Genomic DNA, 22,914 nt, shown 5'->3' on the forward strand with positions numbered 1-22,914 from the left:
CCGTGCTGTCGACGCTGGGAACCAGCCAATGCGGGTTCCGGTTTCGAGAGGGAAGGTAGGTTGCCTGGATGGGAGGAAGGCTCGCGCTGGTCGTGGGATCCGAATGCGGGGCGCTGGGGGAACTGGGGTTCACCGGTGAACTCGCGACCGGTCTGTACGAGAGTTTGAAAGCGACCGGCGGCTGGCAAGCCGCGACCGATGCCGATGGGCCGCTGCTCAATCCGACTGCCGCGCAGCTCAGTTCGGCGGTCGGGGCGGCATTCGCGGCCGCGGCGCGACAGCAGGCCACACTGTTGATCGGGTTCATCGGGCACGGGACGGCGACCAGTGCCGAGGACTTCTTTCTGCTCGGCCATGATTCGCCGTCGATGCCGGACTCCCACACGGCGTTCCATCTCACCCAGGAGATTCGGGAGCGACTGAACAGGTCGGCACTCGATGGGCTGGTGGTGCTGGTGGACGCGTGCGAGACCGAGCAGGGCCTCTTCGGCGCGGCCCGGCGATGGCCGGAACTGCTGGCCAGGGCGGCGGGTCGGATGGAGCTGCTGGTCGCCGCGGGTGACGGCCCCGCGTATGCGGGCTGCTTCACTCGAACGATGTTGTCCACCTTCGCTTCCGGTCTGCCTTTGCGTGGCGAGAACCTGCTGCCGTCGGATCTGGTCGACCCGATTGCGACCGTCTGCACCAGGCAGCAGCCCGAGCATCTGTCCTTCACCTCGGGCACTGTCACTGTCAGCGAGGGCGGCGACCCCGGCCTGTGGCTGGTGCCGAATATCGCACGCCGCCGGGATGCGGTCACCGATCGGCCGGCGGCAGGTTTCGTCGACCAGCTGACCAGCAGGTTGTTGCTCACCGCCGCGGTAAGGGAGACCCTCGACGACATCATCGAAGCCGGCGGCAACCGACTGCGCGGCGTCATCGGCCCGCCGGGAGTCGGCAAGTCCACACTGCTGGCCATGCTCATCCGGCCCAGTCTCGTCGACACTCTGCCCATCTCACCCGAATACATCACTGCCGCTATCTTTTTGACGGTGAACAGTTCGGTCGACGCGGTGGCCGCCGAGCTGTCGGCGCAGCTGAGCGCCAGGGTGCCCGGGTTCGCCGCGGCCGCACGGACCGCACGCGAGCTCGACGAACACAACGGCACCGCTCATGACGTGTTCGACATCGAAGTGCGACATCCGTTGGCGCGGTTGGCAAAAGACGGTAGACGGGTCACCGTGATCGTCGACGGGCTCAACCACCCGGAAGTCGGCACCCGACAATTGCTGATTGACGTCTTCGCCGACCTCACGCGCAGCGATGATCTCCGTCATGTGCGGATCATCCTCGGTATTCGGCAGGGCATGGGGATCGAGGATGCGCCGGCGCTCGCCCACATGCACCGCATCGTGGTCTCCGAGCCGGTCGCCGAGGACATCGCCGCGACGGTGGAGTCGGCACGGGACAGTCGCATGGTGCTCGACGAGCGCGAGTGGACAGCATGGACGGATGTGCTCTTGGCCGAAACACCCTCGACCCGTGGTGATTCCGACTCGGTGACGGCGGGCTGGCTGATGGCTCGGCTGTTGACCGAGATCCCCGGCGCGGTGGCCGATCAGGTGATGGCGCAGGATGTCGACCTCGATGGTGTGGTGGCCTTGCGCATCGGGGCCGCCCTGCAGGTCGCGGGTCAGGCGACGGCCGGGACGATCGGCGCGCTGCTCGGTGTCCTCGCCGCCGCGGGCGTCGGGCCCGCGCTGCCGATCGAACTACTCGACGCGGCGATGGCGTGGATGGGTCACCAGACCAAGATTGCCCGCCTGCGTGATCTCACGGTAGGTCTCGGCTCGTTGATCACTCGTAGCCGCCCTGGCACTGTTCGTGAGGCGGTCGGGGTGACCCATGCCGCGTTGCTGGCCGGATTGCGGGCCGAATGCCGCAGGCTCGGAGTGGAACTCGAAGACGGCCACCGGGCGATCATCGCGGCGATCGTGGACAACGGCGCCACAAGCGCCACCACTTACGCACGGGGTGCGGCGGTGCGCCACTACCTGGCCTTCGGCAATTCCGCGGCCGCCTTCGACTTCCTCGAGCAACTCCAGACGCCACGCGCCGCCGACAATCGCGACCTGTGGTCGGCGTGGCTGCCGAGCTTCACCGCCGTCATGGGCGCGGATCATCGCGACACCCTGCGCGTGCGCCACCGCCTCGCGAACAGCCGCGGCCGCAGCGGCGACATCAATACCGCCATCGAAGAACTCGAGAATCTCGGCCGTGATCAGGCGCGAGTGCTCGGTGATCAGGACATCGACACTCTCACCACTCGCCTCCACACCGCCGACTGGCGGGGGCATACCGGCCGTTTGGAGCGCGCCGTCGCCGAACTCGAACGGCTCGTGATCGATTACATCCGCGTGTGCGGCGCCGACCATCCGTGGACCCTGCGCGTGCGCAACAGCTTGGCGTATTGGCGCAGCGAACGTGGTAGCCTGCGCCGCGCCATCACCGAATTCGAGCAGATCATCGATGACCAGTCGAAGATTCTCGGCACGGCCGACCCCGAAACCCTGCGTACCCGACACGATCTCGCCCGCAGTCGCGCGATGGCAGGCGAAATCCACCGCGCCCTGGCGGAATTCGAACAGCTGCTCACCGACCTGAATCGTATGCTCGGCCGCGATCACGCCCAAACCGTGCGCACCCGCAACAGCATCGCCCGCTGGTTGCGGGAGGACGGCGAAACGGCCAGGGCGATAGCAGAATACGAGTCACTGCTCACCGACCAGATCCGCATCTTCGGCCCCGACCACCCCGACACCCTCTACACCCGCAATTGTCTGGCCGCCTGCCACGGCGAAGCAGGTGACATCACCGGCGCGATCGCCGAATACGAACAACTACTCGCCGATCAGGAACGCATCCTCGGCCCCGACAACGCCCACACCCAACTGACACGAAGCAACCTCGACTACTGGCGCGCCCAATCAGGCCGATAGCCCTGGGCCCGAGGGCCAGTGGCACCTGGTTCCGGCAGGAGTAGGAACGCAACAGGGTCATTCCTGCGCACCGCTTGCCGTCTCGGGTACCGCGATGTGCCAGCTGACGCTGGTCACCGACGGCTCCAGGCTCAGCCTGCTCACCGCCGACTCCATCTGCCGGTCATCGCGCTGGTCACCGGTCAGCTCTGCGCGGACCTCCACGCGGCCTGGGACGTCGGTGTTCGCGCTGGCCACCGAAACCAGCCGGAAATCGGTGCGCGTCAACGCCTGCACCAGCAGCGCGCGGACGTGTGCCTCGTGCTCGTCATTGGTCACGGCGACGAAGGCATAGGAAGCGGGCTGCTCATCGGACGCGTCGGGCTGGCGATCGACGGCCCGCCCGGCGGCCCGCAGGGCGATGTTGACCACGACGACCGCAACGGTGCCCGCCAATGCGGTGCCGAGCATCCCCGCTCCGGCCAGCGCACCGACAGCCGCCGAGCACCAGAGTGTCGCAGCGGTATTCAACCCACGCACATTCAATCCGTCGCGGATGATGACGCCCGCGCCGAGAAAGCCGATTCCGGATACGATCTGGGCCGCGACGCGGGTCGGGTCGGCGGTGGCGCCCTCGAACCCATTGGCCGACAGCAGGACGAACAGCGTCGCGCCCGCGGAGACGAGGGCATTGGTGCGCAGGCCCGCACCCCTGGCCCGGTACTGCCGCTCGAAGCCGATCACCGTGCCGAGGCCGACGCCCGCGAGCAGCCGAATGATCATTTCTACCGTTGACATCACGCACTCCCTGACTGGTCGGCGCACCATCGAACAGCAGGCTACGAGGCTCGTCCCGTTCCGAAATCGGCCGTGGAGGTGTCGCCGGGTGAATAATTGGCTGATAGGGCTCTCGGACTATCTCCGCCGGGCATCCGGCTCACCTCCTTCGGCTGTTGTGCGCGCGGCAAAACCGGGCGCGGTATCGGCAATCGCTGCGGAGCATGCGTGGGGATCCCGGCAAACCTGCCGGTGGAAGCCCTCCTCGTAAGACCTTTGGCACTTCACGGCGTAAACCCGACAGGTATCGGGAGCCAATCGGGATCACCCCTTAATCCGGGGAGACCTGTCCTGACCCGGGGCGTCTCTCGACGTTCGGGGTCGCTGGCCTGTATCCGTGAAGGAGCCTCAGCGAACGATCGGCACCTTGCGTTCGCCAGTAAACACCCAAACGGAAGACTTGGCAATGTGACGTCCGGCCAGGCGCTTTCCAGGATTCATCGCCCACGGCCTGCGTCCGAGTGGGTGGGTCTCTCGCTGTTTGTGGTGGGTCTTTGTGTTCCTGAACACAGCGTCAAGACCGATACAGGCGGCGATAGACCGCGATCGTTTCGGCGCAGTGGTCGATGATCTCTTCCCTGGTGGCGCGCAGCGAACCGTTGAGCCACGCGGAGAACATGCCCGCATTACCGCTGGCCATGGTGACCGCGGCCAAGCGGCGGCGGACCGGGTCTTCGATGTGGGCGAACAAGTGGTCCTGCATCAGGCGGGTGAACACCGGCATGACGGCGATGGTGGTCTGGCCGAGGCCGGTGCTCGAATACGGCTCGACCAGAAACAGTCGCGACTTGCGCGGATCCGCGAGCACCTTGTCCACGAGTACTTCGGAAAGCGCATGGTCACGCGCCGGATCGTCGGTGGCGGCGAATGCGGTCATCGGCTCGAGGAACTCGTCGGCCACTTGGCGATAGAGCTGGTCGAGCAGTTCGTCGCGGCTGGTGAAGCTCTCATAGAAGTACCGGTCGGTGAGATTGGCCCGCCGGCACACCGCGCGCATGGTGACCCCGGCGGCGCCGGATTCACCGATCAGGTCCAGCGCAGCTTCGAGCAGCGCGGCCCGCCGCGCCTGCCTGCGCTCGGTGAGCGTCGTGCCGCCCCAGATCCGGGGACCGGCGTCGTCGTCTGATTCCTGCCCTGTCTGCACCGTCTCACATTAATGGGCGTCGAGGCCACCGCGCCTTTCGCGGTTGCCCGGTGTCCGGAAAGTGCCGGAGTGATCCGCCGAAGTCAGGCGCCGCGTTCCAAGGGCAGGCCGGCGTCGCGCCAGGCGACGATGCCGCCGGCCAGACTGTAGGCGTCGAAGCCTGCGGTGCGGGCGGTGGTGGCGAAGCGCAGCGAGAGCTCGCCGACGGGACACACGAAGACGATGGGGCGGGAGCGTGGGAAAGGGATACCGTGGGTGAACATGTCGTCGAGTTGGTCGTCGCGAATGTTGATGGCGCCTGGGACGTGGCCGATGCGGTAGGCCATGGCCCCTCGGGTGTCGACGACGGTCGGTCGGGCGGTGCGCTCGAGATCGGCGAGTTCGTCGGGGGACAGCGCCGGTGTCGCGGTCAATTCGATCGCGGTGGGCTGCGGCCTGCGGTCGGTGCGGTCGAAGAGGTCCGGCCTGCGCTTCTTGATGTAGGACAGGTACGGTTCCAGGCGATCGCAGACGATGAAAACGGCGACGACGGGGCCATCGCTGGTGGAAGCCGCCGTGGCGCGCAAGGTTTCGAGTGCCGCGGCATAACTTGCGCCACTGGTCGGGCCGGCGAGAATGCCGTAGCCGGTGGCAAGGCGCAGCGTCGCGTCGACGGCGCTCGGGGCGTCGACGGTGACGATCCGGTCGTAGAAGTCGGGTTGGAACAGCCCGACGTCCCACATTTCGCTCTCCGAGCGGATGCCGGGGATGAAGTCGGTGCGGTCGGAAACCACGGCGATAGTGCGTAATTCGGGATTGTGTTTGCGCAGGTAGGTGGCGGTGCCACGAGTAGATCCCGTGGTGCCGAGACCACCGATGAGGTAGTCGACGCGGGTGATGCCGTCGGCGGCGAGGTCCTCGTGGATTTCGCGGCCGGTCCCGTGGTGGTGGGCCTCGATGTTCTTCTCGTTGGTGTACTGCGAAGCGTGGTAGTACGCGTCGGGATCCTTGGCCATCGTCGCCTCGATGACCGAATACACGTCGTTCGGTGTGGTCGGGTCCGGGCATTCGGAGAGTCCGGGCAGTTCCACTATGTCGGTGCCGAACAGCTGCAACAGATCCCGCACCTCGGCGACCTTGATCCGGTTGGTGACCGCGCGCAGCCCGACGCCGTACACCGCGCCGAGTATCCGCAGCGCCTTGGCCGTATTGCCGCTGGACGCCTCGATCAGGGTCTGCCCGTTCGCCCGGATCTCGTCGAGATCGTCGCGAATCATGCCCCACGCCACCCGGTCCTTGACGGAGCCGAAAGGATTGTGCGACTCCAGCTTCGCGTACAGCTCGACGTTCTCCAGTCCGTGCACGGCAGGATCGAGGCGCAGCAGCGGAGTGTTCCCGATGAGTTCGGTGATGTGGTCGTAGCGCATTACGGCGTTCCATCGTTGTCGGCGTGGGAGACGTGGCGCAGCACCGGCGGTCGGTGCGGACCGCGTGCGGCAGTCCGGTGCGGCGGCAGTCCGACCGGCACGGGCGGTTCGTACTCGCCGTCGTGGCAGGCCTGGAAACTGCCCGCGCGTTGGGTGACGGCAAGCTTCGCCGGCACCGGATGCATCGAGGCCGTCGCCGCCGACAGATCCATGTGATAGGCGCCGGTATTGGGGAAAACCACGAGGTCGCCCGGCTGGGGCCGCTGCGGCAGCCATACCTTGTGATTGGTGATGAGGTCGCGTTCCAGGCACAGCCGACCAGCGAAATACACCGCCACCGGGCCGGATTCGGGCATCGGTCGCAGTGCCGTCGCGGTGTCGTCCGCAGTGCGCAGCGGTGTCACCGTAGCGTGGCCGACGTGCGTGTCCGAGTGGTGGGCGTTGCCGGACAGCACGATGGGGTCGACCATGACCTCCTGATCCGCCGGCGTCACCAGGTCACGGCTGATGTCGAGATTGACCACCACGGTGCCGTCGGCGAGGTCCTTGACGAACTCGACCTTCGCCACCGTCAGGCCGGCATGATCGACAAGGGCCTTGCCGGGCTCCAGCCACAATTCGAGCATATTGTCCCCGGCGACCTGCGCTACGGTGCGGCCACCGTGGCGCTCCAGTGGCGCGGCAAGCAGGTCGGCGAGCATCGTGGTCGCGGGCACGGTATTGGCGTACTTGTGGAACACCGGAATACCGTGCACCGCGCCGCCGTCGACGTGATAGCCGAAAGTATTATTCCCCCAGCTCATCTGCGTGCCACGGCCGAGCAGCGCCTCGCGCAGCGCGAGCACGTAGCCGTCGAATCGGTCCGCGTCGGCGGTGAAGACCTGACGGAAGCCGCCACCGATATTCAGCACCGACGGTGTCAGACCCTGGTCGTAGGCCTGTTCGACCAAGGCCAGGCAGGCATCGATGGCTCTGATGCGTTCAGCAGGCTCACCCGAGTCGATATGAAAGGCGAAGCCGAGGAAGGTGATTCGGCTGCGACTGGCCGTGAGCAGATCGAAGGCGCGGTCGATGTGCGCGAGCGGTACGCCGAACCGGCTCGCCGATGTCGCGTCGAAACCGGAAACACGCAGCAGTACCGGCACTTTCGTGCGGTCGCCTGCCAATTCGGCAATTCGGCGCAGCTCCCACAGATTGTCGACATTGATTGTGACGCCGCAGTCGATCAACTCCCGCAGGAATGCTTCGCCCTTCGGCCCGGTCACCTCGATGCGCGTCGCACCGAAACCCGCTGCGATCGCGCTGCCCAGCTCCTGTGGTGAGGCGACATCGATGGCGACGCCCGCATGCTCGGCGGTCCGGACGAACGCGCGCGACTGGTTCACTTTGTGCGCGTAGCAGATTCGGTAGTGCGGCACCTGCAGGTCGAGGACGGCGCGGAATCGTGTCAGGTTCTCGGCATAGACCTGCGGGAACACCAGGTGTACCGGGGAGCCGAAGCGGACCACCGTGTCCACGACGGCGTCGCGTGAGTCGAGGAAGGCGCGCACCAGCGGATGGATCTTCGCTGGTAGCGCCGGTAGCGGCGCCGTCATACCGCGGTTTCCGACGGGGCGGTTGTCGACGAATCGATCGCCGCGGGCTTGTCCGCGGCCGGGTTGTAGCCGCCGTCACGAATGGCCTCGAATGCGCGAGCCCGATTGCGCGGGCTACGGAATTCCGCGACGACCCGTTTACTGATCAGGTCGATGTCGACGACCTTGATCCCCATCGACTCCAGCACCCCGGTGATCGTACGGACGCAGTGCTTGCAATTCATGTCCGGTACGTAGAACACCTGGTCCTCGGCGGTTGCCTCGCCATCGGCGGTCAGTTCATCGAGCTCGGCGCTCACCTCGATGATCTCGCAGCGCCCGGCGAGCCAGCCGAAGACGGTAACGAACTGGTCCACCACCAGCGGCAACAGGGTGTAGTGCCCGCCGCCGAGGTGGTGTGGCATCGCCGCAAGGCAGGCAGGCCGGGTGTTGGACGGCACCAGCGCGTACTGGCGGGAGATGAGGTCGAGATCGTCGTGGTATTTGGCGATCGCGTCTTCGACGCTCAACCCTTCCACCCTGGTGGCACGCCGCATGACGTTGTGCGCATCCTCGATGGTCGAGTCCTTCATCGCGCGCAGCGTCGCCACGCTGTCCGCGGTGTAGCGCACGGTCCCGTCGGGCTGGGTAGCGATGGTCACCGGAATCATTCCGCGCCGATAGGTCGAGGCTTGCAGTTCCCAGTACCAGCGGGTCGCGACCGCAGCGAATAGCCCGGAATCGCGCATTCCCTCGGCGAATTCGGTCGCGCTGCGATATGGCGTCTGCCGGGCGAGCAGCGCGTGCTGGGCCAATGCCCGCCCGGTCGCTTCGATGCCGACGCGGAGGATGTCCATGGGCTCGTGATCGGTGGTGGTGGCTGCCAGCACCGCGTGCTCGCGCGTGCCGAGCGCGCTGATGCGGTCGGCGAGAGCGGAATTCGCGGCCAACGCGTGCCACAGCGTCAGCACCGTTTCGCGCATGGCGATCGGTACCAGCGGCCCGAGCCCGTCGGACCGGAAGTGGCCGGTGTTGGGGATTCCGTCGCTGTCGGTCCAGGCGATCCGATGTGTGGCGCTGGTGACCTGGTAGGGACGGCACGGGCGCATGAACCGCTCCAGATACAGCCGCTGCGAGAAGGTGAGATGGCTGTTCGGTTCGGGACGCAGTGCGGCACAGGTGTATTCGATCCTGCGGGCCGTGGGGACCGGGATCGGCGTTGCGAAAAGTCCGGGCTGGGCGAGTCCGGCCAGCACTCGGGAAGCGGCCCGCCGGTCGTAGCGCGGGGAGCCGTCGATACTCATCGGACCTCCATGGCGATGGTCATGACACATTCCGTGAAGCGGTCTATCTCCTCGAGCGTGTTGTAGATGTGTGTGCTGACCCGAACCGAATCGTCGGCATCGTCGGCGGTGGTGGCCGGCGTGCAGTGGGCGCCGGTGCGCACGAGGAAACCAAGCTCGCTGAGGACGAATCCGAGGTCGGTGGAAGAGATTCCGGCGAGGGTGAACGACAGGATCCCGTAGCCGATCGCACACGGTGCGTGCGCGGGCCCCGGCAGAAATTCCAGGCCGGGCACCTGGCGCAGATTCGCGATCAGGCGCAGCGTGAGCGCGCGATTGTGCTCGGCTATCGCCCCGATATCGAAGGACTCGAGGACATCCAATGCGCTGCCGAGTGCGAGGATACCCGGGATGTTCTGGGTGCCGCCCTCCAGGAGATCCGGCATCCCGGTCGAGACGAGCCCAGCGTCGGTGAGCTCGACTCCGGAATTGCCACCAGGAAGGAACGGCAGCAGCTGTTCATGAATTCGACGGTGGCAGTACAGGATTCCGGTCCCTGGCGCGCCGAACATCTTGTGCGCGGCGAACACCGCGAAGTCGGCGCCGAGTTCGGTCACGTCCACCGGCAGGTGCCCGCCGCTCTGGCTGCAGTCGAAACACAGCAACACCGAGGGGTCCAATCTGCCGCGCAGTTCCTCCAGGGTGGTCAGCCCGCCGAAAACGTGATGCAGGTGGCTGGTGGTGATCAACCGGGTGCGCGGGGTGAGCTTGGCCAGGATGTCGGCGGTGTCCGCCTCACCTAGTTCGGTCACCCGATAGGGGACCAATTCGACGCGGCGACCGAACCGGGCGAGCACTCGGCGCAGATGGTGCCATGGGTGGACATTGGAGGCGTGATCGCGTGGGCTGTAAAGAATTTCGTCGCCGTCCTCCAGCGCGCCGAGGCCCCAGGACAGTGCGACGGCGTTGAGCGCCGCGGTCGCGCCACCGGTGAAAACGACCTCGTCCGGGTGTTCGGCGGCGATGAACGCCGCGGTACGCGCCCGTATCCTGCTGATCTGCGCGGTCAGGCCCGTCGCCCACGGATAGGTGCCGCGACCGGCGTTGGCGGTGCGCGAGCTGTGATATCGGTGGATGGCGTCGATGACCGGCAGCGGCTTCTGTGTGGTTGCGGCGCTGTCGAGGTAGACCGCGGTGGATTCGGCGAGAGCGGGAAAAAGTCGGCGAGCGGCGGCGGTTGGGTAGATCGGCGGTTCCGGCTCCGCCGGTACCGGCGACCGGGTGGCCGCAGGCCGGGTGAGGTGCGACCCGGACGCAGGTGAACGCAACGTGTCGCTCCCTTCCGAGTACCGCTGGACGCCACCAACGATACGCACCTTGCGAAGGGCGTTCGAAGGTTTCTCGCACACAACGTCTTTCACGCGCCACGGGCGCGGTGATCGTTCAGTATCTGCCCTGCAGGTAGTCGACGAGATGCTCGCGTTCGGTGGCGAGTTCGGAGATCGCGCTCTTGACTACGTCGCCGATGCTGACGATGCCGATCAGCTTCCCGTCGTGCACTACGGGAAGATGCCTGATCCGGTGCTCGGTCATGGTGCTGCGCAGTCCGTCGACCAGGTCGTCCGGTGCGCAGGTGCGCACGTCGGCGGTCATGATCTCCGATACACGGGTGTCCAGCAGGTCCGCGCCGCGCGCGTGCAGGCTCCGGACCACATCGCGTTCGGAGACGATGCCGGCGATCCGGATGCCGTCCGGCGATACCACCACCGCTCCGATGTTGTGTTCGGCCAGCGCGGCGAGCAGGTTGCGCACCGTCGTGTCGGGCGGCACGGTGGCCACCTCGGTGCCTTTTCTATGCAAGATCTCCGCAATTCGCATATTTCCACCATCCAGATGTCGCGGCAGTTCTAAGGATCTCTCGTTCGCGACCGTGTGACCAGCACAAATCCGCATCAGGTCGCGACAGGGTCTCGAGCTGGGGCTGTGGACCTACAGACGGCGCGCGACGCTGCGGTCGAGATCGCGGGCCAACAGCGCGATCGCCGCCTGGGAGATACCCGCCGAGGTGGCCAGATCGATGGTGGTGAGCTGGGAGATGCGGCGCAGGCGATAGTCGACGGTGTTCGGGTGGACATACAGCTGCTTGGCGGTCAGCTGGCGGTTCATGTCGTTGCCGAGATAGGCGCGCATCGTGTCGAACAGTTCGGGGTGCGCGTCCAGTGGATCGAGAATGGTGGCGATCCGCCGGGTCGCGGGCCCACCGCGCGTGAGCTGGTACTCCACGGCCAGGTCGGCCATCTGGTACAGGCCGCGCGCGCGTCCGCCCACCCGGACCAGGTTGAGTAGCTCATGCGCCTGCTCGGCGGCCTCCGGGATCTGCTCGGTGTCACCCACGACCTGCGTCGCGGTGAGCGGTACCGCCGCGGCCTCGGTGAGCAGCGCGAGTACCTCGCCGGTGAGCGTCGCCGCGCCCTCATCGACCGGGATCAGCAGCGTGCCGCCCTTGGTGCTGAGCAGGGCCAGGACACGGGAGTCGAAAACGGTGGCCAACGCCGACTGCAACCGGCGTAGCTTGCGGCGCGCGGCGACCTGCGCGTCGACCCGAGGGTCTCGTTCGTCCGGATGTTCCGGAATCGAGAGGGCCACCACCTGATACGACTCGGCGATGGGGATGCCCGCCTGCCGCGCCAATGCGGAGCTGCTGCGCCCGCTGAGCAGTGCCGAGGCCAATGTCTGTGCCGCGGTTTGGTGTTCGCGCGCGACGAGGTGCTGTTCGTCGACGTAGGCGTCCGACACCGCGGCGGTGATCGCTTCGAGCAGTTCGAGCATCAGATCGGTGGCGACGAGCAACTCGTCGACGTCATCGGCCTTCGCCCGCGCGGTCACGAGACCGAACGCGATCCGGAGTCCTTCGTGATAGGCGCGCAAGATGGTGCCGAGCGGCACGGCTTCCCGTGCCCATTGCGCCGCGGCTTCGCGGACCTCGTCCAGCTGCTCGTCGTCGGGTACCGCGCGCTTGTCGAACATTTCGGCGGCGAGCGCCAGACAGCTGCGGGTCAGTTTCGTGACGTCACCGCGCAGTTGCTCGCCGGGCAGCGTGCGGCAGGGGGCCATGCAGGTAGCGAAGTAGCCCACCATGCGCGAGGCCACCCGATCGGTGTTCTGCAATGGAACCGACGCCGGTTGCCCGCCGATTTCCAACGCCGTGTCAGGCGTGTTGATGGACAGATCCAGCATCGAGAAGGTCATACACGTTGCTCCAGTACCACGTCGGGCGTTATAGAACTGAGCCCGAATCGTGTGCATCACTATACGAAATTGTGATGAATGTGGATAGCTCTCCGTGAGATCCGTTGTCAGGCCAGAAGATTGTCCGGGGCGATATCCCGTCGCGGTGTGTGCTGGAAAGTTTCGGCGCCGTGGGCGGAGGTATCCGACCGATCGGTTGGAATTGACGTCGACCAAAATCGGAGCGGCCGGTCTGTTTTTTTATTGCGCGCCAAACGATGCGGTGACTATTCGTCGTCGAGTCCGGCGGAGAGGTATGCGGCCGCGGCGAGCCACTGCCTGCACTGAGGTCCATGGACGTCGTGAATGTGCAGAATTTCGCGGGCCAGCCGGTAAGTGAGAGCGCGTGGCTCCGTCCCGCAATCCGGTGGTGTGAAGTCGGGAACCGCACGTGGCCGCACCATTTCGATCCCGGTGGCGCCGGCAATCGCGACCCGGTGGGGAGTTCGGAATGGCTGACTCATCGACCGCCCCTCGCATATGAGATTGGGAGGCTGATCGCTTGCGACGCCGGCGCGAACTCCCTGCGCACCTCCCGGATTATGGCTCCGAGTTTAGGCTGTTGTCGCTTACAGATGCAAGTACATTTGCACGAACGGCCGACCGAAAAACACCGGCGGCCCTTGGGATGTAGCCCAGGACCGCCGGTGTCGAACTGTCGTTGTCAGGCTGACTATGGCTTGCGCGCGACGGCGCAGTACGCGGAGATGGGCCGAACATCGCCCACCTCGGTGTTGCCTGCTCGCCACTCCGTGATGGAGACGAAACCGGGCTCGACCATCTCGAGACCTTCGAAGACGGCCCGGATTTGGGCCTTCGGCCGCGGCGTGTAGGGATCACCGCCGGTGCCGGTGTAGTTCTCGCACAGCGTGACGTAGGCCTGGCTGTCGTCGGTGCCGTCCCACATGACGAGGTGACTGCCCGATGGCACGGCGTCGAGCACTGTGTGCACGATCCGCAGTAGTTCGTCATAGGTCTTGGCGTGGCCGAGTACACCCATGAACATGACGCCGATCGGCTCGTTGAAGTTCAGCACGTTCTTCGCGTCGGAGACGATCTGCTCCGGGTTGTGGAAGTCGCAGTCGACGTAGGTGGTCACACCCTCGTCGGAGGTGCTGGTCAACAGCGCTCTGGCGTGCGTCAGCACCAGTGGATCGTTATCGACGTAGACGATTTTCGCTTCGGGGATGACGCTCTGGGCGACCTCGTGGGTGTTCTGCATGGTCGGCAGGCCGGTGCCGATGTCCAGGAACTGGCGAATCCCTTGCTCGCCGGCGAGGTAGCGCACAGCACGGATCAGGAACTGCCTGGACTGCACGGCCATGGTGGTGATGTCGGGGTCGACCTCGACGCCGGCGTCACCGGCGATCTGATCGATTTCGTAGTAGTCCTTACCGCCCATCCAGTAGTTCCAGATCCGCGCCGAATGGGGAATGTCGGTGCGGATCAATGGGCTGTGGTCGTCGGACATGACTGTGAGCTCCTCGGCAAGCGGGTGCGGCACGCGGGGCGAGCTGGCGCGGCGGGTGTCGCTAATGACTGGTACATCCGATGTGCACTGTGACAGTACAAGATTCGCGCCGCAGGGACGGCCGGGATCGGCGAGCTGAGCACGGTATTTCGCGGGTCGGATCGGACGGCGGTTCACAGCGGACCGCGGGGTATGAAATACCAGGCGCGTGAGGGTGAACTTCGTGCTATCGTCCCAATTGTCAGTGCAGATGCAAGAACGTTTGAGAGTGCATCTGCAAGAACTGACTCGAGTTGATCCACTGGCGTAACCGAGGAGTGGGGAAATGTCGGAAACATCTACCAACAAGATCGATGGCAGCTGGCGCAAGAGCTCGTTCAGTAATCCGAGCGGGAACTGCGTCGAAGTGGCAGAGGCGACCAATAACCTGGTAGCCGTTCGGAACTCGCGGGACCCGGAGGGCGGAGTGCTCTTCTACACCCGTCCGGAGATCGACGCATTCGTCCGCGGCGCGAAGGCCGGCGAGTTCGACGATCTGACTAGCTGAGCGGTAACATTGGCGGTCGGTGCGGTGTGTTTCGAACCGGGGTGTTTGTGACACACTGTGGTCAAACCCGAGTATCGGAGATGACTTCATGATCGCAGAACCCGATGACGACGGTCGTGTGCAATCGGTTGTCGCGGAACGTGGTCCGACCGTGCTTCGGATCGCACTGGGCGGCCAATTGCGCAAGCTCCGGGAGAAGGCGAATATCACCCGGGAGGCCGCGGGCGACGCCATCCGTGGTTCGCACGCCAAGATCAGTCGGCTCGAGCTGGGCCGCACCGGCTTCAAAGAACGCGACATCCGAGATCTGTTGACCCTCTACGGCGTCGACGACCCCGTGGAGCGGGAACGATTCCTGGACCTGGCCAGGCAGGCGAACGAACCGGGCTGGTGGCATCGCTACAACGATCTGCTGCCGTCCTGGTTCGGCACCTACCTGGGTTTGGAGCAGGCGGCCAACAAGATTCGCACCTACGAGGCGAATCTGATTCCTGGACTGTTGCAGACTCCCGAATACGCCAGAGCGGTCGTCTCCCTCGGTTACGAGGACGCCGACATGGATCGACGGGTCGCGGTGCGTCAGCGCCGGAAAGAGATCTTGTTCCGGCAGGATCCGCCCGTTGTGTGGGCGGTGATCGATGAGGCCGCGCTGCACCGGCCGGTCGGCGGCGCGCGCGTCCAGCGTGAGCAGATGGAACATCTCATCAAGCTCTCCGAACTACCCAACGTCACCATTCAGGTATTGCCGTACGCGGCGGGGGAGCACGCGGCGGCAGGCAGTTCATTCAGCATTCTGCGCTTCGCTGAGCCCGAACTGCCCGATATCGTTTACCTCGAGCACCTCACCAGTGCGCTGTACCTGGATCGTCGGCAAGATCTCGCGCTGTACCTGTCGGTCATGGACCGGCTGAGCGTGCAGTCCGAGCGTCCGGAGAAGTCCGTGGAGATTCTCCGGGAGTACGCCCAAGGGGAGTGAGGTCCGGCGGTTCGCCGTCGGCCCGGGGTCATTCGATTGCGCCGCTTTTGTGTGCCGTCACGGCTGACGCGTGCCCGGGCGCGCTGTTCCCTATCGGGCTTCGCACACCGTTGGACTGACGCCGATGCACACGTCGATCGCAGATGGCTGCGGAGACAGGCACATGCTCGGTAGGGGATGAGCGCGTGCGTTCGGGTTGTCGCACAGCGCAAAACACGGCGGGCACACGGTCGGTGCAGGACACCGCAGGTGCAGGGGAGCGCTCCGTATCACGCAGCGGCACAACAGTATTCGGTGCCTGCGCGAGTGCGCGCTACCTCACTGCTTGATAAAAGTGGAGGCGATGCGCCAGAACGCATCCGGCTGCAGGACCTCGAGATCCCAGTCGTCGGCCATCGCGTGCGCGGTGGTGACGATCCGGTCGATGTCGAAATCATGGCGGGTGGCCGCACCGGTGGATTCGACGGCGTGGATCACGAACGCGACGGCGGTCTCCCGCGTGAGTGCGGCAGGCCGCTGGCCCGATCGTGACGACGGTGTGCTCATATTTGTACCGTTCGCTGGCTGGTCGGCCAGTGCGGCATCGGCTATTCCGAGCCGGCCGCCGTGAAGTGGTTGGTCCATTAGAACGCCCCTGACGTCTGGCGGCAGCAAACCCATGGCGACATTGGCCCTTGGCTCGCCCACGCGGCCTCCCCTGGTTGTCCCCTATTTAGCGTTGCGGGACTGAGTTTAGGTCGGTGCGCCTTTCAGATGCAAGTACATCTGCACGATCGATTGCGTATGCGCAGAGGCGATTTCGTGCCTGCTAACCGCCCGCGAACGCGTGGCAAAAGCGTGTTCCGCCGGGCAACTCAGTTGGCGTTGACGAGGACATCGGTGCTGTATTGAACCTGAGTGCCCGGCTCGACATATCGGTCGGCCGCGCTGCGCCACGCGATGAAATGGTCGGTGAAGCGATGCGCTTCCGCCGCCTCGTCGTCGACATACACCTGGTACAGGAAGAACCGGTACGGATCCACGCGGTCGGCGCAGACATCGAACCGCAGGCAACCCGGCTCGTCACGCACCGACGCGGCGGCGCTGCGGCCGACGGCGGCCAGAAATTCGGAGCGAGAGCCGGGCCGGATCTTCATGGATACGATGCGGCTGAACACAGTGACGGACTCCAATCGGGGACGTGCACAAGTCAATCGGTCGGGGCTGCACCGCCTTGGGCGACCGACTGGTTATCTAAATTTTCGATCGCGGAACCCACTGGAGTGGCGCCTGAGATCAGTTCCAGTGTCGCTCCCGCGGTCTGCGGGGCGTGCAGAATCCGCGCCAGGACATCGGCGACATCGGCGCGCGGGATGGCGCCGCGCGGCAGCGGCGGCGGACCGAGCGTCACGAGGCCGGTGGCGGGAGTGTCGAGGAGGCGGCCGGGGCGCAAGATCGTCCAGTCCAGATCGCGGGCACGCAGGTCGTCTTCGGCTTGGGTTTTGGCATCGATGTAGGCGGCCCAGACCTCATCGCTGCCCGCCGCGGGCGGCGCTGCGGCACCCATCGTGGAGATCTGCACGAAACGGCGCACGCCGGCCTGCTCGGCGGCGGTGGCGAGCAGCACCGAACCGCCCTTGTCGACCGTGTACTTGCGTTCCGCGCTGCTGCCGGTGCCCGCGCCCGCGGCGAAAACGACGGCGTCGTAGCCCTGTATGGCCGCGGCGACGTCGCCGAGCACAGCACGTTCGAGGTCGAGCACCACGGCGCGCGCGCCGGTGGCGGTGATATCGGCTGCCTGCTCCGGTTTGCGGATCAGGCTGTCGACCTTGTCGCCGCGTTCGGTCAGCAATTCGGCGAGCAGCAGTGCGATCTTTCCGTGTCCGCCTGCGATGACGACGCGCATGGCTGGTCCTCTCCGGTCGGTGCCGCGTACTAGTCGGTGGTGGTCAGCGTTCGGGTCCGCCCGGGTTGCAACTGGCTCGGACGATGGCCTGATAGTCGAGCGCCGGACGCCAGGGTTCGAGATTCCAACTCGGTTTGTCCGGCGCCACCATGCGGGCCCAATCCCAGTGACACACGAACTGGTCGCGCATGCCGGGTGTATCGGCTTGCGCGGACTGCGCGAGCACTTCCTGCCAGGCGCGGTCCTCGGAGCCGGGAAAGGTCGTGTGGCGCCCGGCCGGTGTCGGGAAGACGAGCAGCCGTGGGCCATCGATGGCTACTGTCCACTCGATGTGGTCGATGAGTGCTTGATCAGCATAGGGATCGGCGGTGGGAGTCGCGGCAGATGACGTCGAGATCGACGTCGCGGCCGCGGCAATGGACGTCGTGACGGCGGGCGGGTCGAGCGTCGTGGCCGCCGTCGACGCCGGTTGATCGGTTTCGCAACCACTGATCGTGAGCAGCAGGGTGGCGCCGAGCAGAAGTGCCGCGCCGGACCGCATCGCCGGGCGAGACGGGCGCTTGCCTGGATGAGACGGAATCGGGCTCACTGGGTCATCGTTCCTCCCGCATGGTCATCGCCATCGAGCGTAGCCAAGGCTCGCCGAGGCGGCATATGGCTGGCGCGCAACTCTGATCGTGGTGCGTGATTGCGGCGGAAAGCCAGACGGGTCGCGGTGACGGCGAGGTCGGGGTGCCTGCGGTTCTCAGTGCCACAGCGAACGGCACGGCAGCGGCCGGAGCTCGGGTCGCACCTTGTTGTCCACCGTGACCACCAGCCCGGCATGCGCCGCGGCCGAGGTGAACTCCCATGCCTCGGCGCGGGTGGCCGCGTATTCGAGGATCAGGGCCTCGTCGGGTGTCGGTCCATCGAAGTAGACGGTGATCCGACGGGTGGGTGCCTCCTGGGCGTACTCACGGTCGGTCAGCTTTCGCGCAGCGCCGTCCATGCCACTGTCTCCTTCCGCCACCGGCGCGGCGACGACGCCGGTACTTGTGACGGTAGGTCCCCACCATTGTGGGGAATATGGTGTGTCCCGGCTGTTGGACATCTCACAGGGCGGATGGGGGGCTATAGGGGGTTCTCACCAGGGACGATGCACTATCGTCACAGCCGATGGCGCGAAACTTGTGAGTTGTCAAAATGTTTCGCTCCGAATATGTCACTGTGGTCCGTTGTTGTAAACGATGGTCACAACGTTGGACCCATTCTGGAGGCATCGTCGATGAGGCAGGCCCTACGTTCTATGAGCAAGTCGAGATCCGGTAGGGGGGTGGTGCGCACAGTCGGTGCGATGGCCGCCGGCCTACTGATGGTGGTTGCGGTCGCGGGGACCGGGCACAGCGCACCGATATACCCGGCGGCGGATCCGGACCCGTTCTATGCGATCCCCGCGAATCTCACGGACATGAAGCCCGGCGACGTCATCGCCACCCGCACGATGCCGCCACTGCCGATCTTCCCGGACACCACCGTGACGGTGGTGCGGTTCCGGTCGACCAACTCCCAGAGCAAGGCGATCGCGGCGACCACCACGGTGCTGACGCCGCGCGGGCACAAGAAAGACGGCCCGCTGCTGTCCTATCAGCACATCATCAACGGCCTCGGCGCGGAATGCTCGGTCTCGCGGGTGCTCTACACCGACGATCCGAATCTGATGGTGCGTGAGGCGCCGGCGTGGAATGTTCTGCTGCAGCAGGGTTGGACTGTCGCGTTGCCTGATCACCTCGGGCCCCAGTTCGCCTATGGCGCGGCGAAATTGGGTGGTCAGATCACCCTGGACGGTGTCCGCGCCGTCAAGCAGGTATCCGAGCTCCAGGTGGAGAAGAGCCAGGTCGGCATGGTCGGATACTCCGGCGGTGGCATGGCCACCGCATGGGCGGCCGCGCTGGCGCCACAGTATGCGCCGGAACTGGACATCGTCGGCGCGGCTATGGGCGGGGTGCCCATGAACCTGGTGAAGATGCTCGAGGGACTCGGCCTCGGTTCGCATCCGGCGTTCGGACTTGCGCTGGCCGCCGGGCTCGGTCTGGAGCGCGAGTACCCCGACCGGTTCCCGCTCAGCGACCAGTTGAACGACCGTGGGCTCGCCGCCCGCGCGGCCATGGCCAACAGCTGCACCAATGACATCCTGGCCGCGGGTGCCGGACACGGCGCGATGGACTTCGCGAAGACGACGTCGATGATCAACGACGGCGACGCCCGCGCGGTGGTGGAGGAGAACAGCCTCGAGCTCTACGACGGCGTGCCGAAAGCGCCGGTCTTCGAATGGCACTCGCCGATCGATGGGCTCATCCCGGTCGACGCGATCACCAACACCGACCGCCGCTGGTGCGCGGCGGGCGCGAGGGTGGAGGCGCAAGTGACGCCGGTGCCCGATCATCTGACCGCGGCGGTGCTCGGCATCCCGGCGGCGCTGAGCTGGCTGAACGCCCGTTTCCAGGGGGAGCCCGCACCCAGCAACTGCTGAGGACCCAACGCGTAGATACCAACGGGCCGACGGCGATTCCACCGAATCGCCTTCGGCCCGGTTGTTGCGATATGGCGACATGTCACACACAAGTCGGGCACAGCGGAATCTCGGACCATGCACGGCGGGTTAGCCTGACTTTTCGAGCCCCGGTGCGACAGGGGGCATTTCGGGAGTCGAGGAGTCCCGTCATCTCCCGCACCAGGCAACCGACGTCGCACGCAGAGGGTGTGTCATGAGATGTTTGCGTGCCTTGTTCTTCGCTCTGTTGCTGGTGTGCCCGCCGGTGCTCGGGCAGGCCGCCGCGGAGCCGCCGCCCGACCCGACCGCACCGCCGGGATTGCCTGCGCTATCCGATCTTTCGGGACTGCCAGGGCTGTTTACTCCGGGGAACGGCTCACTGCTACCCGGCCTGCAAGAATGGATCGACCGGGTGGTGCCCCCGGCGCCCATCCCGTTCGCGGCGGCGTCGCCGCAACCCGACCCGATGCTGCCGGCCGCGGGTCTGACGCCAGCGCTCGCCGCACTGCGGCAGGCGGTGCTGCCCGCACCGGTCGGTGATCCGATCTTCGACGCGTGGCCCGCGAACCTGGAGGACCTCGTCGAGGGCCAGTTGCTCGAGGTCAGGGACATCACCCCCACCGCCGGGCCGCTGATTCTCATCCCCATCAGACAGGCGTTGTTGCTCAAGTTCCGCACCACCGACGCGCACGGGCTGCCGTCGTATGCGACGGCGACGCTGGTTGTGCCGACCACCGCGTGGACGGGCCTTGGCAGCAGGCCCGTGGTGGTCAACAACCTGCCGATCGATGCCCTCGGCCGTGAGTGCACACCCGGCTACAGTTTTGCGCACGGGTTCTCGACGAAGACCAGCTTGACCGATTTCATCCCGCCGACAACGCAATTGGCGATGCTGCGCGGGTATGCCGTGCTGATTCCCGATCACGAGGGCCCCTGGATGGCCTATGCGGAGCCGTATGTGGCCGGTCATGCCGTGCTCGACGCGATTCGCGCGGTGCGCGAGCTGCGGCCGGAGGAATTCGGGGACAGCAAGTTCGCGATGGCCGGATATTCCGGCGGCGCGATCGCCACCCACGGCGCGGTCAAACTGATCGACAGCTATGCGCCGGAGTTGGCCGAGGTGATCGTCGGAGCCGCGCTGGGCGGGGTGCCCGCCGATTTCGAGATCCTCTCGCGGAGTATGAACGGCAATCTCGCCTCGGCGGTGTTCATGGCCGCGACTTTCGCCATCGGCAGGGAACGTCCGGAGATACTCGCGCGGATGAACAACCTGGCGCAGTGGGCGGCGACCTCGCCGCTGAAAGACATGTGTATCAGCGGCTTCGGGATTGCCGGTGTGCTCATGCTGCCCATCGATGTGGCCGCGAACTTCGCCGACCCGCTGCACTCCGAGCTTGCCGCGGAGATCTACCGGGTGACCAGGATGGCAGGCATGAAGTCGGCGACGCCGCTCTATATCTACAACGGTGAGCAGGAATTCTGGATTCCGGCCGAGGGAGCTCGCAATCTCTATCGTGAGCAGTGCGGTCTCGGTGTCCCCGCGGTCTATCGCCGCGTGCTCGGCGAGCACATCATCGCCGCGGGCCTCGGCTATCCGGAGGCGATGGTCTGGCTGGATCAGCGACTACAGGGCGTGCCCGCACCCGACGAATGCTGAGAACCACGGGTCTGACGCACCTGCTCGTTGCGCTTGCCGCGGAATCGGCGATCTATGACATGTGAGTGTGTTGTGCGTTGCCCGTTGTCGCGGTGCCCAGACCTTCCGTCGGGCGCCGCGAGCACTGTCCTCCGTGCCGGCACGGTCGGTCGGTCCGGGCGGGGTGCCAGACCGGATCGGCGAAAGAGACAGATGAACAAAACCGCGGCCGTAGGGCCGAAACAGGCGTCACACCAGGCACGGGCCACGGTCGGCCGGCATTATCGGATGACCGATCACTACGAGGTCGGGCGGGAGAAGATCCGCGAATTCGCCCGTGCCGTGCAGGACTACCACCCGGCGCACAGGCAGGAATCGGCAGCATCGGAGCTGGGCTACGACGGGCTGATCGCGCCGCTCACCTTTCCCTCGATCGTGTGGCTGCTGATGCAGCGCAAGATGTTCGAATCCGTGATCACCGGCTACGACATCAGCCAGGTTCTGCAGACCGAGCAGAACATCCACATGCATCGGCCGCTCGTCGCGGGTGACCAATTGCGCTGCGATTCGTTCATCGAGTCGTTCCGTCAGTTCGGCGACAACGACTTCATGGTGACCAAGAACGTGCTCACCAACCAGCACAAGGAGCTGTTGCAGACCGCGTTCACCACGGTGGTGGCGCGCACCGGCACCGAGGTCGCCCCGGACATCGCAGCGGCGGTCGACGGCGTCATCATGAACGGTCAGGCACTTGCCGATAGGCTCGGCGCGGCCGAGCGGCGCGCATACCCGATTACGGATACAGAAATCGTCGAGTGCTTCGACGACCTGCCCTCGGAGCCGGTCGATGAGACGCAGGCCCGGGAGCGCTGCAGCGTCCCCACCTTCGACCAGCTGCGGGTCGGCGCCGAACTGCCTGCTCATTCGGTGTCGCTCACTCGCGGCGACCTGGTGAATTACGCTGGGGTGTCGGGTGATTCGAATCCTATCCACTTCAGCGACCACGTCGCCGTCGCCGCGGGCCTGCCCGATGTGGTGTCGCACGGACTGCTGACCATGGGCCTCGGCGCGGGGTATCTCACCGAATGGCTGGGTGATCCGGCCGCCGTCACCGCATACGGTGTGCGGTTCGCCGGGTTCGCGTCAGTCGCGCAAACCGAGCACAGCCGGATCGAGTTCCGTGGTCGGATCAAGTCGCTCGATCCCGATCGCCGTGCGGCGACAGTCGCCCTCGCCGCCACTTCCGGCGGCAGGAAGCTGTTCGGGCGCGCGACGGCAGAAGTTCTCCTGCGCTGATCCGCGGGGGTAGGGACCAGATAGGGGGAGGCCGCCCAGGCGGGTGCTTCGCGACGTAGGCGCGTGGCTGCGGAACAGGGGGCG

Annotated in this window: 21 protein-coding genes and 1 riboswitch; of the genes, 6 read left to right on the plus strand and 15 right to left on the minus strand. The window is 65.8% G+C overall.

Going from position 1 to position 22,914, the window contains the following annotated elements; translation table 11 throughout:
- Positions 1 to 68: 68 nt before the first annotated feature.
- Entirely contained in the window at positions 69 to 2,978 is a 2,910-nt protein-coding gene (locus tag ACFU4Z_RS25690; protein ID WP_379067286.1) for a tetratricopeptide repeat protein, read from the plus strand.
- 57 nt (positions 2,979 to 3,035) lie between these two features.
- Here ACFU4Z_RS25690 and ACFU4Z_RS25695 read toward each other — a convergent pair whose 3' ends face one another.
- The 10 genes from ACFU4Z_RS25695 to ACFU4Z_RS25740 all read right to left on the minus strand — a co-directional run bounded on the left by ACFU4Z_RS25695 (position 3,036) and on the right by ACFU4Z_RS25740 (position 13,960).
- On the minus strand, positions 3,036 to 3,755 hold the full coding sequence (locus ACFU4Z_RS25695; protein ID WP_379067288.1) for an MgtC/SapB family protein: 720 nt from the start codon (positions 3,753 to 3,755) through the stop codon (positions 3,036 to 3,038).
- 234 nt (positions 3,756 to 3,989) lie between these two features.
- Positions 3,990 to 4,161: riboswitch (M-box (ykoK) riboswitch) on the minus strand.
- Positions 4,162 to 4,308: 147 nt separating this feature from the next.
- A complete protein-coding gene (locus tag ACFU4Z_RS25700; RefSeq protein WP_379067290.1) occupies positions 4,309 to 4,938 on the minus strand; it encodes a TetR/AcrR family transcriptional regulator in 630 nt (209 codons plus the stop codon).
- 83 nt (positions 4,939 to 5,021) lie between these two features.
- A complete protein-coding gene (locus tag ACFU4Z_RS25705; RefSeq protein WP_379067292.1) occupies positions 5,022 to 6,344 on the minus strand; it encodes a pyridoxal-phosphate dependent enzyme in 1,323 nt (440 codons plus the stop codon).
- Complete coding sequence (locus ACFU4Z_RS25710; protein ID WP_379067294.1) at positions 6,344 to 7,939, minus strand: decarboxylase; 1,596 nt, start codon at positions 7,937 to 7,939, stop codon at positions 6,344 to 6,346. The genes ACFU4Z_RS25705 and ACFU4Z_RS25710 overlap by 1 nt, the downstream gene beginning before the upstream one ends.
- Entirely contained in the window at positions 7,936 to 9,222 is a 1,287-nt protein-coding gene (locus tag ACFU4Z_RS25715) for a heavy-metal-associated domain-containing protein (RefSeq protein WP_379067296.1), read from the minus strand. The genes ACFU4Z_RS25710 and ACFU4Z_RS25715 overlap by 4 nt, the downstream gene beginning before the upstream one ends.
- The gene (locus ACFU4Z_RS25720) at positions 9,219 to 10,529 is read right to left on the minus strand and encodes an aminotransferase class V-fold PLP-dependent enzyme (RefSeq protein ID WP_379067298.1); all 1,311 of its coding nucleotides are present in this window, start codon (positions 10,527 to 10,529) and stop codon (positions 9,219 to 9,221) included. The genes ACFU4Z_RS25715 and ACFU4Z_RS25720 overlap by 4 nt, the downstream gene beginning before the upstream one ends.
- A gap of 115 nt (positions 10,530 to 10,644) precedes the next feature.
- Positions 10,645 to 11,079 (minus strand): CBS domain-containing protein, encoded by a 435-nt coding sequence (locus ACFU4Z_RS25725; protein ID WP_379067300.1) that lies wholly within the window; start codon positions 11,077 to 11,079, stop codon positions 10,645 to 10,647.
- A 111-nt stretch (positions 11,080 to 11,190) separates the two neighbouring features.
- Positions 11,191 to 12,450, minus strand: coding sequence for a PucR family transcriptional regulator (locus ACFU4Z_RS25730; protein ID WP_379067302.1), 1,260 nt, complete (start codon positions 12,448 to 12,450; stop codon positions 11,191 to 11,193).
- Between the two features lie 266 nt (positions 12,451 to 12,716).
- A complete protein-coding gene (locus ACFU4Z_RS25735) occupies positions 12,717 to 12,953 on the minus strand; it encodes a hypothetical protein (protein WP_379067304.1) in 237 nt (78 codons plus the stop codon).
- A 209-nt stretch (positions 12,954 to 13,162) separates the two neighbouring features.
- Positions 13,163 to 13,960, minus strand: a complete 798-nt coding sequence (locus tag ACFU4Z_RS25740) for an SAM-dependent methyltransferase (protein WP_379067306.1) — start codon at positions 13,958 to 13,960, stop codon at positions 13,163 to 13,165.
- Between the two features lie 325 nt (positions 13,961 to 14,285).
- On the opposite strand from ACFU4Z_RS25740, the gene ACFU4Z_RS25745 reads away from it, so the two are divergent.
- A complete protein-coding gene (locus ACFU4Z_RS25745) occupies positions 14,286 to 14,507 on the plus strand; it encodes a DUF397 domain-containing protein (protein WP_379067308.1) in 222 nt (73 codons plus the stop codon).
- A gap of 88 nt (positions 14,508 to 14,595) precedes the next feature.
- On the plus strand, positions 14,596 to 15,483 hold the full coding sequence (locus tag ACFU4Z_RS25750) for a helix-turn-helix domain-containing protein (RefSeq protein WP_379067310.1): 888 nt from the start codon (positions 14,596 to 14,598) through the stop codon (positions 15,481 to 15,483).
- A 318-nt stretch (positions 15,484 to 15,801) separates the two neighbouring features.
- Here ACFU4Z_RS25750 and ACFU4Z_RS25755 read toward each other — a convergent pair whose 3' ends face one another.
- The 5 genes from ACFU4Z_RS25755 to ACFU4Z_RS25775 all read right to left on the minus strand — a co-directional run bounded on the left by ACFU4Z_RS25755 (position 15,802) and on the right by ACFU4Z_RS25775 (position 18,356).
- A complete protein-coding gene (locus ACFU4Z_RS25755; RefSeq protein ID WP_364900996.1) occupies positions 15,802 to 16,029 on the minus strand; it encodes a hypothetical protein in 228 nt (75 codons plus the stop codon).
- A gap of 308 nt (positions 16,030 to 16,337) precedes the next feature.
- Positions 16,338 to 16,640, minus strand: coding sequence for a putative quinol monooxygenase (locus tag ACFU4Z_RS25760; RefSeq protein WP_379067313.1), 303 nt, complete (start codon positions 16,638 to 16,640; stop codon positions 16,338 to 16,340).
- A gap of 32 nt (positions 16,641 to 16,672) precedes the next feature.
- Complete coding sequence (locus tag ACFU4Z_RS25765) at positions 16,673 to 17,368, minus strand: SDR family oxidoreductase (RefSeq protein ID WP_379067315.1); 696 nt, start codon at positions 17,366 to 17,368, stop codon at positions 16,673 to 16,675.
- Positions 17,369 to 17,411: 43 nt separating this feature from the next.
- Positions 17,412 to 17,957, minus strand: a complete 546-nt coding sequence (locus ACFU4Z_RS25770; RefSeq protein ID WP_379067317.1) for a DUF2599 domain-containing protein — start codon at positions 17,955 to 17,957, stop codon at positions 17,412 to 17,414.
- A gap of 156 nt (positions 17,958 to 18,113) precedes the next feature.
- Entirely contained in the window at positions 18,114 to 18,356 is a 243-nt protein-coding gene (locus ACFU4Z_RS25775) for a hypothetical protein (RefSeq protein ID WP_379067319.1), read from the minus strand.
- 345 nt (positions 18,357 to 18,701) lie between these two features.
- Here ACFU4Z_RS25775 and ACFU4Z_RS25780 point away from each other — a divergent pair, with 345 nt between their 5' ends.
- From ACFU4Z_RS25780 to ACFU4Z_RS25790, 3 genes are all read left to right on the plus strand, one after another.
- The gene (locus ACFU4Z_RS25780) at positions 18,702 to 19,877 is read left to right on the plus strand and encodes a lipase family protein (RefSeq protein ID WP_379067321.1); all 1,176 of its coding nucleotides are present in this window, start codon (positions 18,702 to 18,704) and stop codon (positions 19,875 to 19,877) included.
- Between the two features lie 235 nt (positions 19,878 to 20,112).
- Positions 20,113 to 21,555: a lipase family protein gene (locus tag ACFU4Z_RS25785; RefSeq protein ID WP_379067323.1), complete on the plus strand. Its 1,443-nt coding sequence runs from the start codon at positions 20,113 to 20,115 to the stop codon at positions 21,553 to 21,555.
- A 192-nt stretch (positions 21,556 to 21,747) separates the two neighbouring features.
- Positions 21,748 to 22,830 carry a fused (3R)-hydroxyacyl-ACP dehydratase subunits HadA/HadB gene (locus ACFU4Z_RS25790; protein WP_379067325.1) on the plus strand — a complete coding sequence of 361 codons (1,083 nt, stop codon included), beginning with the start codon at positions 21,748 to 21,750 and terminating at the stop codon, positions 22,828 to 22,830.
- Positions 22,831 to 22,914 lie beyond the last annotated feature (84 nt).

This window comes from Nocardia sp. NPDC057440 (genome assembly GCF_042802915.1).
In the GTDB taxonomy this organism is placed as follows: Bacteria; Actinomycetota; Actinomycetes; order Mycobacteriales; family Mycobacteriaceae; genus Nocardia.

Bases quoted from the DNA above. Each gene is read 5' to 3' on its own strand.
- ACFU4Z_RS25690 (WP_379067286.1), top strand. From the start codon at position 69: ATGGGAGGAAGGCTCGCGCTGGTCGTGGGATCCGAATGCGGGGCGCTG.
- ACFU4Z_RS25695 (WP_379067288.1), bottom strand. From the start codon at position 3,755: ATGTCAACGGTAGAAATGATCATTCGGCTGCTCGCGGGCGTCGGCCTC.
- ACFU4Z_RS25705 (WP_379067292.1), bottom strand. From the start codon at position 6,344: ATGCGCTACGACCACATCACCGAACTCATCGGGAACACTCCGCTGCTG.
- ACFU4Z_RS25710 (WP_379067294.1), bottom strand. From the start codon at position 7,939: ATGACGGCGCCGCTACCGGCGCTACCAGCGAAGATCCATCCGCTGGTG.
- ACFU4Z_RS25715 (WP_379067296.1), bottom strand. From the start codon at position 9,222: ATGAGTATCGACGGCTCCCCGCGCTACGACCGGCGGGCCGCTTCCCGA.
- ACFU4Z_RS25725 (WP_379067300.1), bottom strand. From the start codon at position 11,079: ATGCGAATTGCGGAGATCTTGCATAGAAAAGGCACCGAGGTGGCCACC.
- ACFU4Z_RS25730 (WP_379067302.1), bottom strand. From the start codon at position 12,450: ATGACCTTCTCGATGCTGGATCTGTCCATCAACACGCCTGACACGGCG.
- ACFU4Z_RS25735 (WP_379067304.1), bottom strand. From the start codon at position 12,953: ATGAGTCAGCCATTCCGAACTCCCCACCGGGTCGCGATTGCCGGCGCC.
- ACFU4Z_RS25740 (WP_379067306.1), bottom strand. From the start codon at position 13,960: ATGTCCGACGACCACAGCCCATTGATCCGCACCGACATTCCCCATTCG.
- ACFU4Z_RS25745 (WP_379067308.1), top strand. From the start codon at position 14,286: ATGTCGGAAACATCTACCAACAAGATCGATGGCAGCTGGCGCAAGAGC.
- ACFU4Z_RS25750 (WP_379067310.1), top strand. From the start codon at position 14,596: ATGATCGCAGAACCCGATGACGACGGTCGTGTGCAATCGGTTGTCGCG.
- ACFU4Z_RS25755 (WP_364900996.1), bottom strand. From the start codon at position 16,029: ATGAGCACACCGTCGTCACGATCGGGCCAGCGGCCTGCCGCACTCACG.
- ACFU4Z_RS25765 (WP_379067315.1), bottom strand. From the start codon at position 17,368: ATGCGCGTCGTCATCGCAGGCGGACACGGAAAGATCGCACTGCTGCTC.
- ACFU4Z_RS25775 (WP_379067319.1), bottom strand. From the start codon at position 18,356: ATGGACGGCGCTGCGCGAAAGCTGACCGACCGTGAGTACGCCCAGGAG.
- ACFU4Z_RS25780 (WP_379067321.1), top strand. From the start codon at position 18,702: ATGGCCGCCGGCCTACTGATGGTGGTTGCGGTCGCGGGGACCGGGCAC.
- ACFU4Z_RS25785 (WP_379067323.1), top strand. From the start codon at position 20,113: ATGAGATGTTTGCGTGCCTTGTTCTTCGCTCTGTTGCTGGTGTGCCCG.
- ACFU4Z_RS25790 (WP_379067325.1), top strand. From the start codon at position 21,748: ATGAACAAAACCGCGGCCGTAGGGCCGAAACAGGCGTCACACCAGGCA.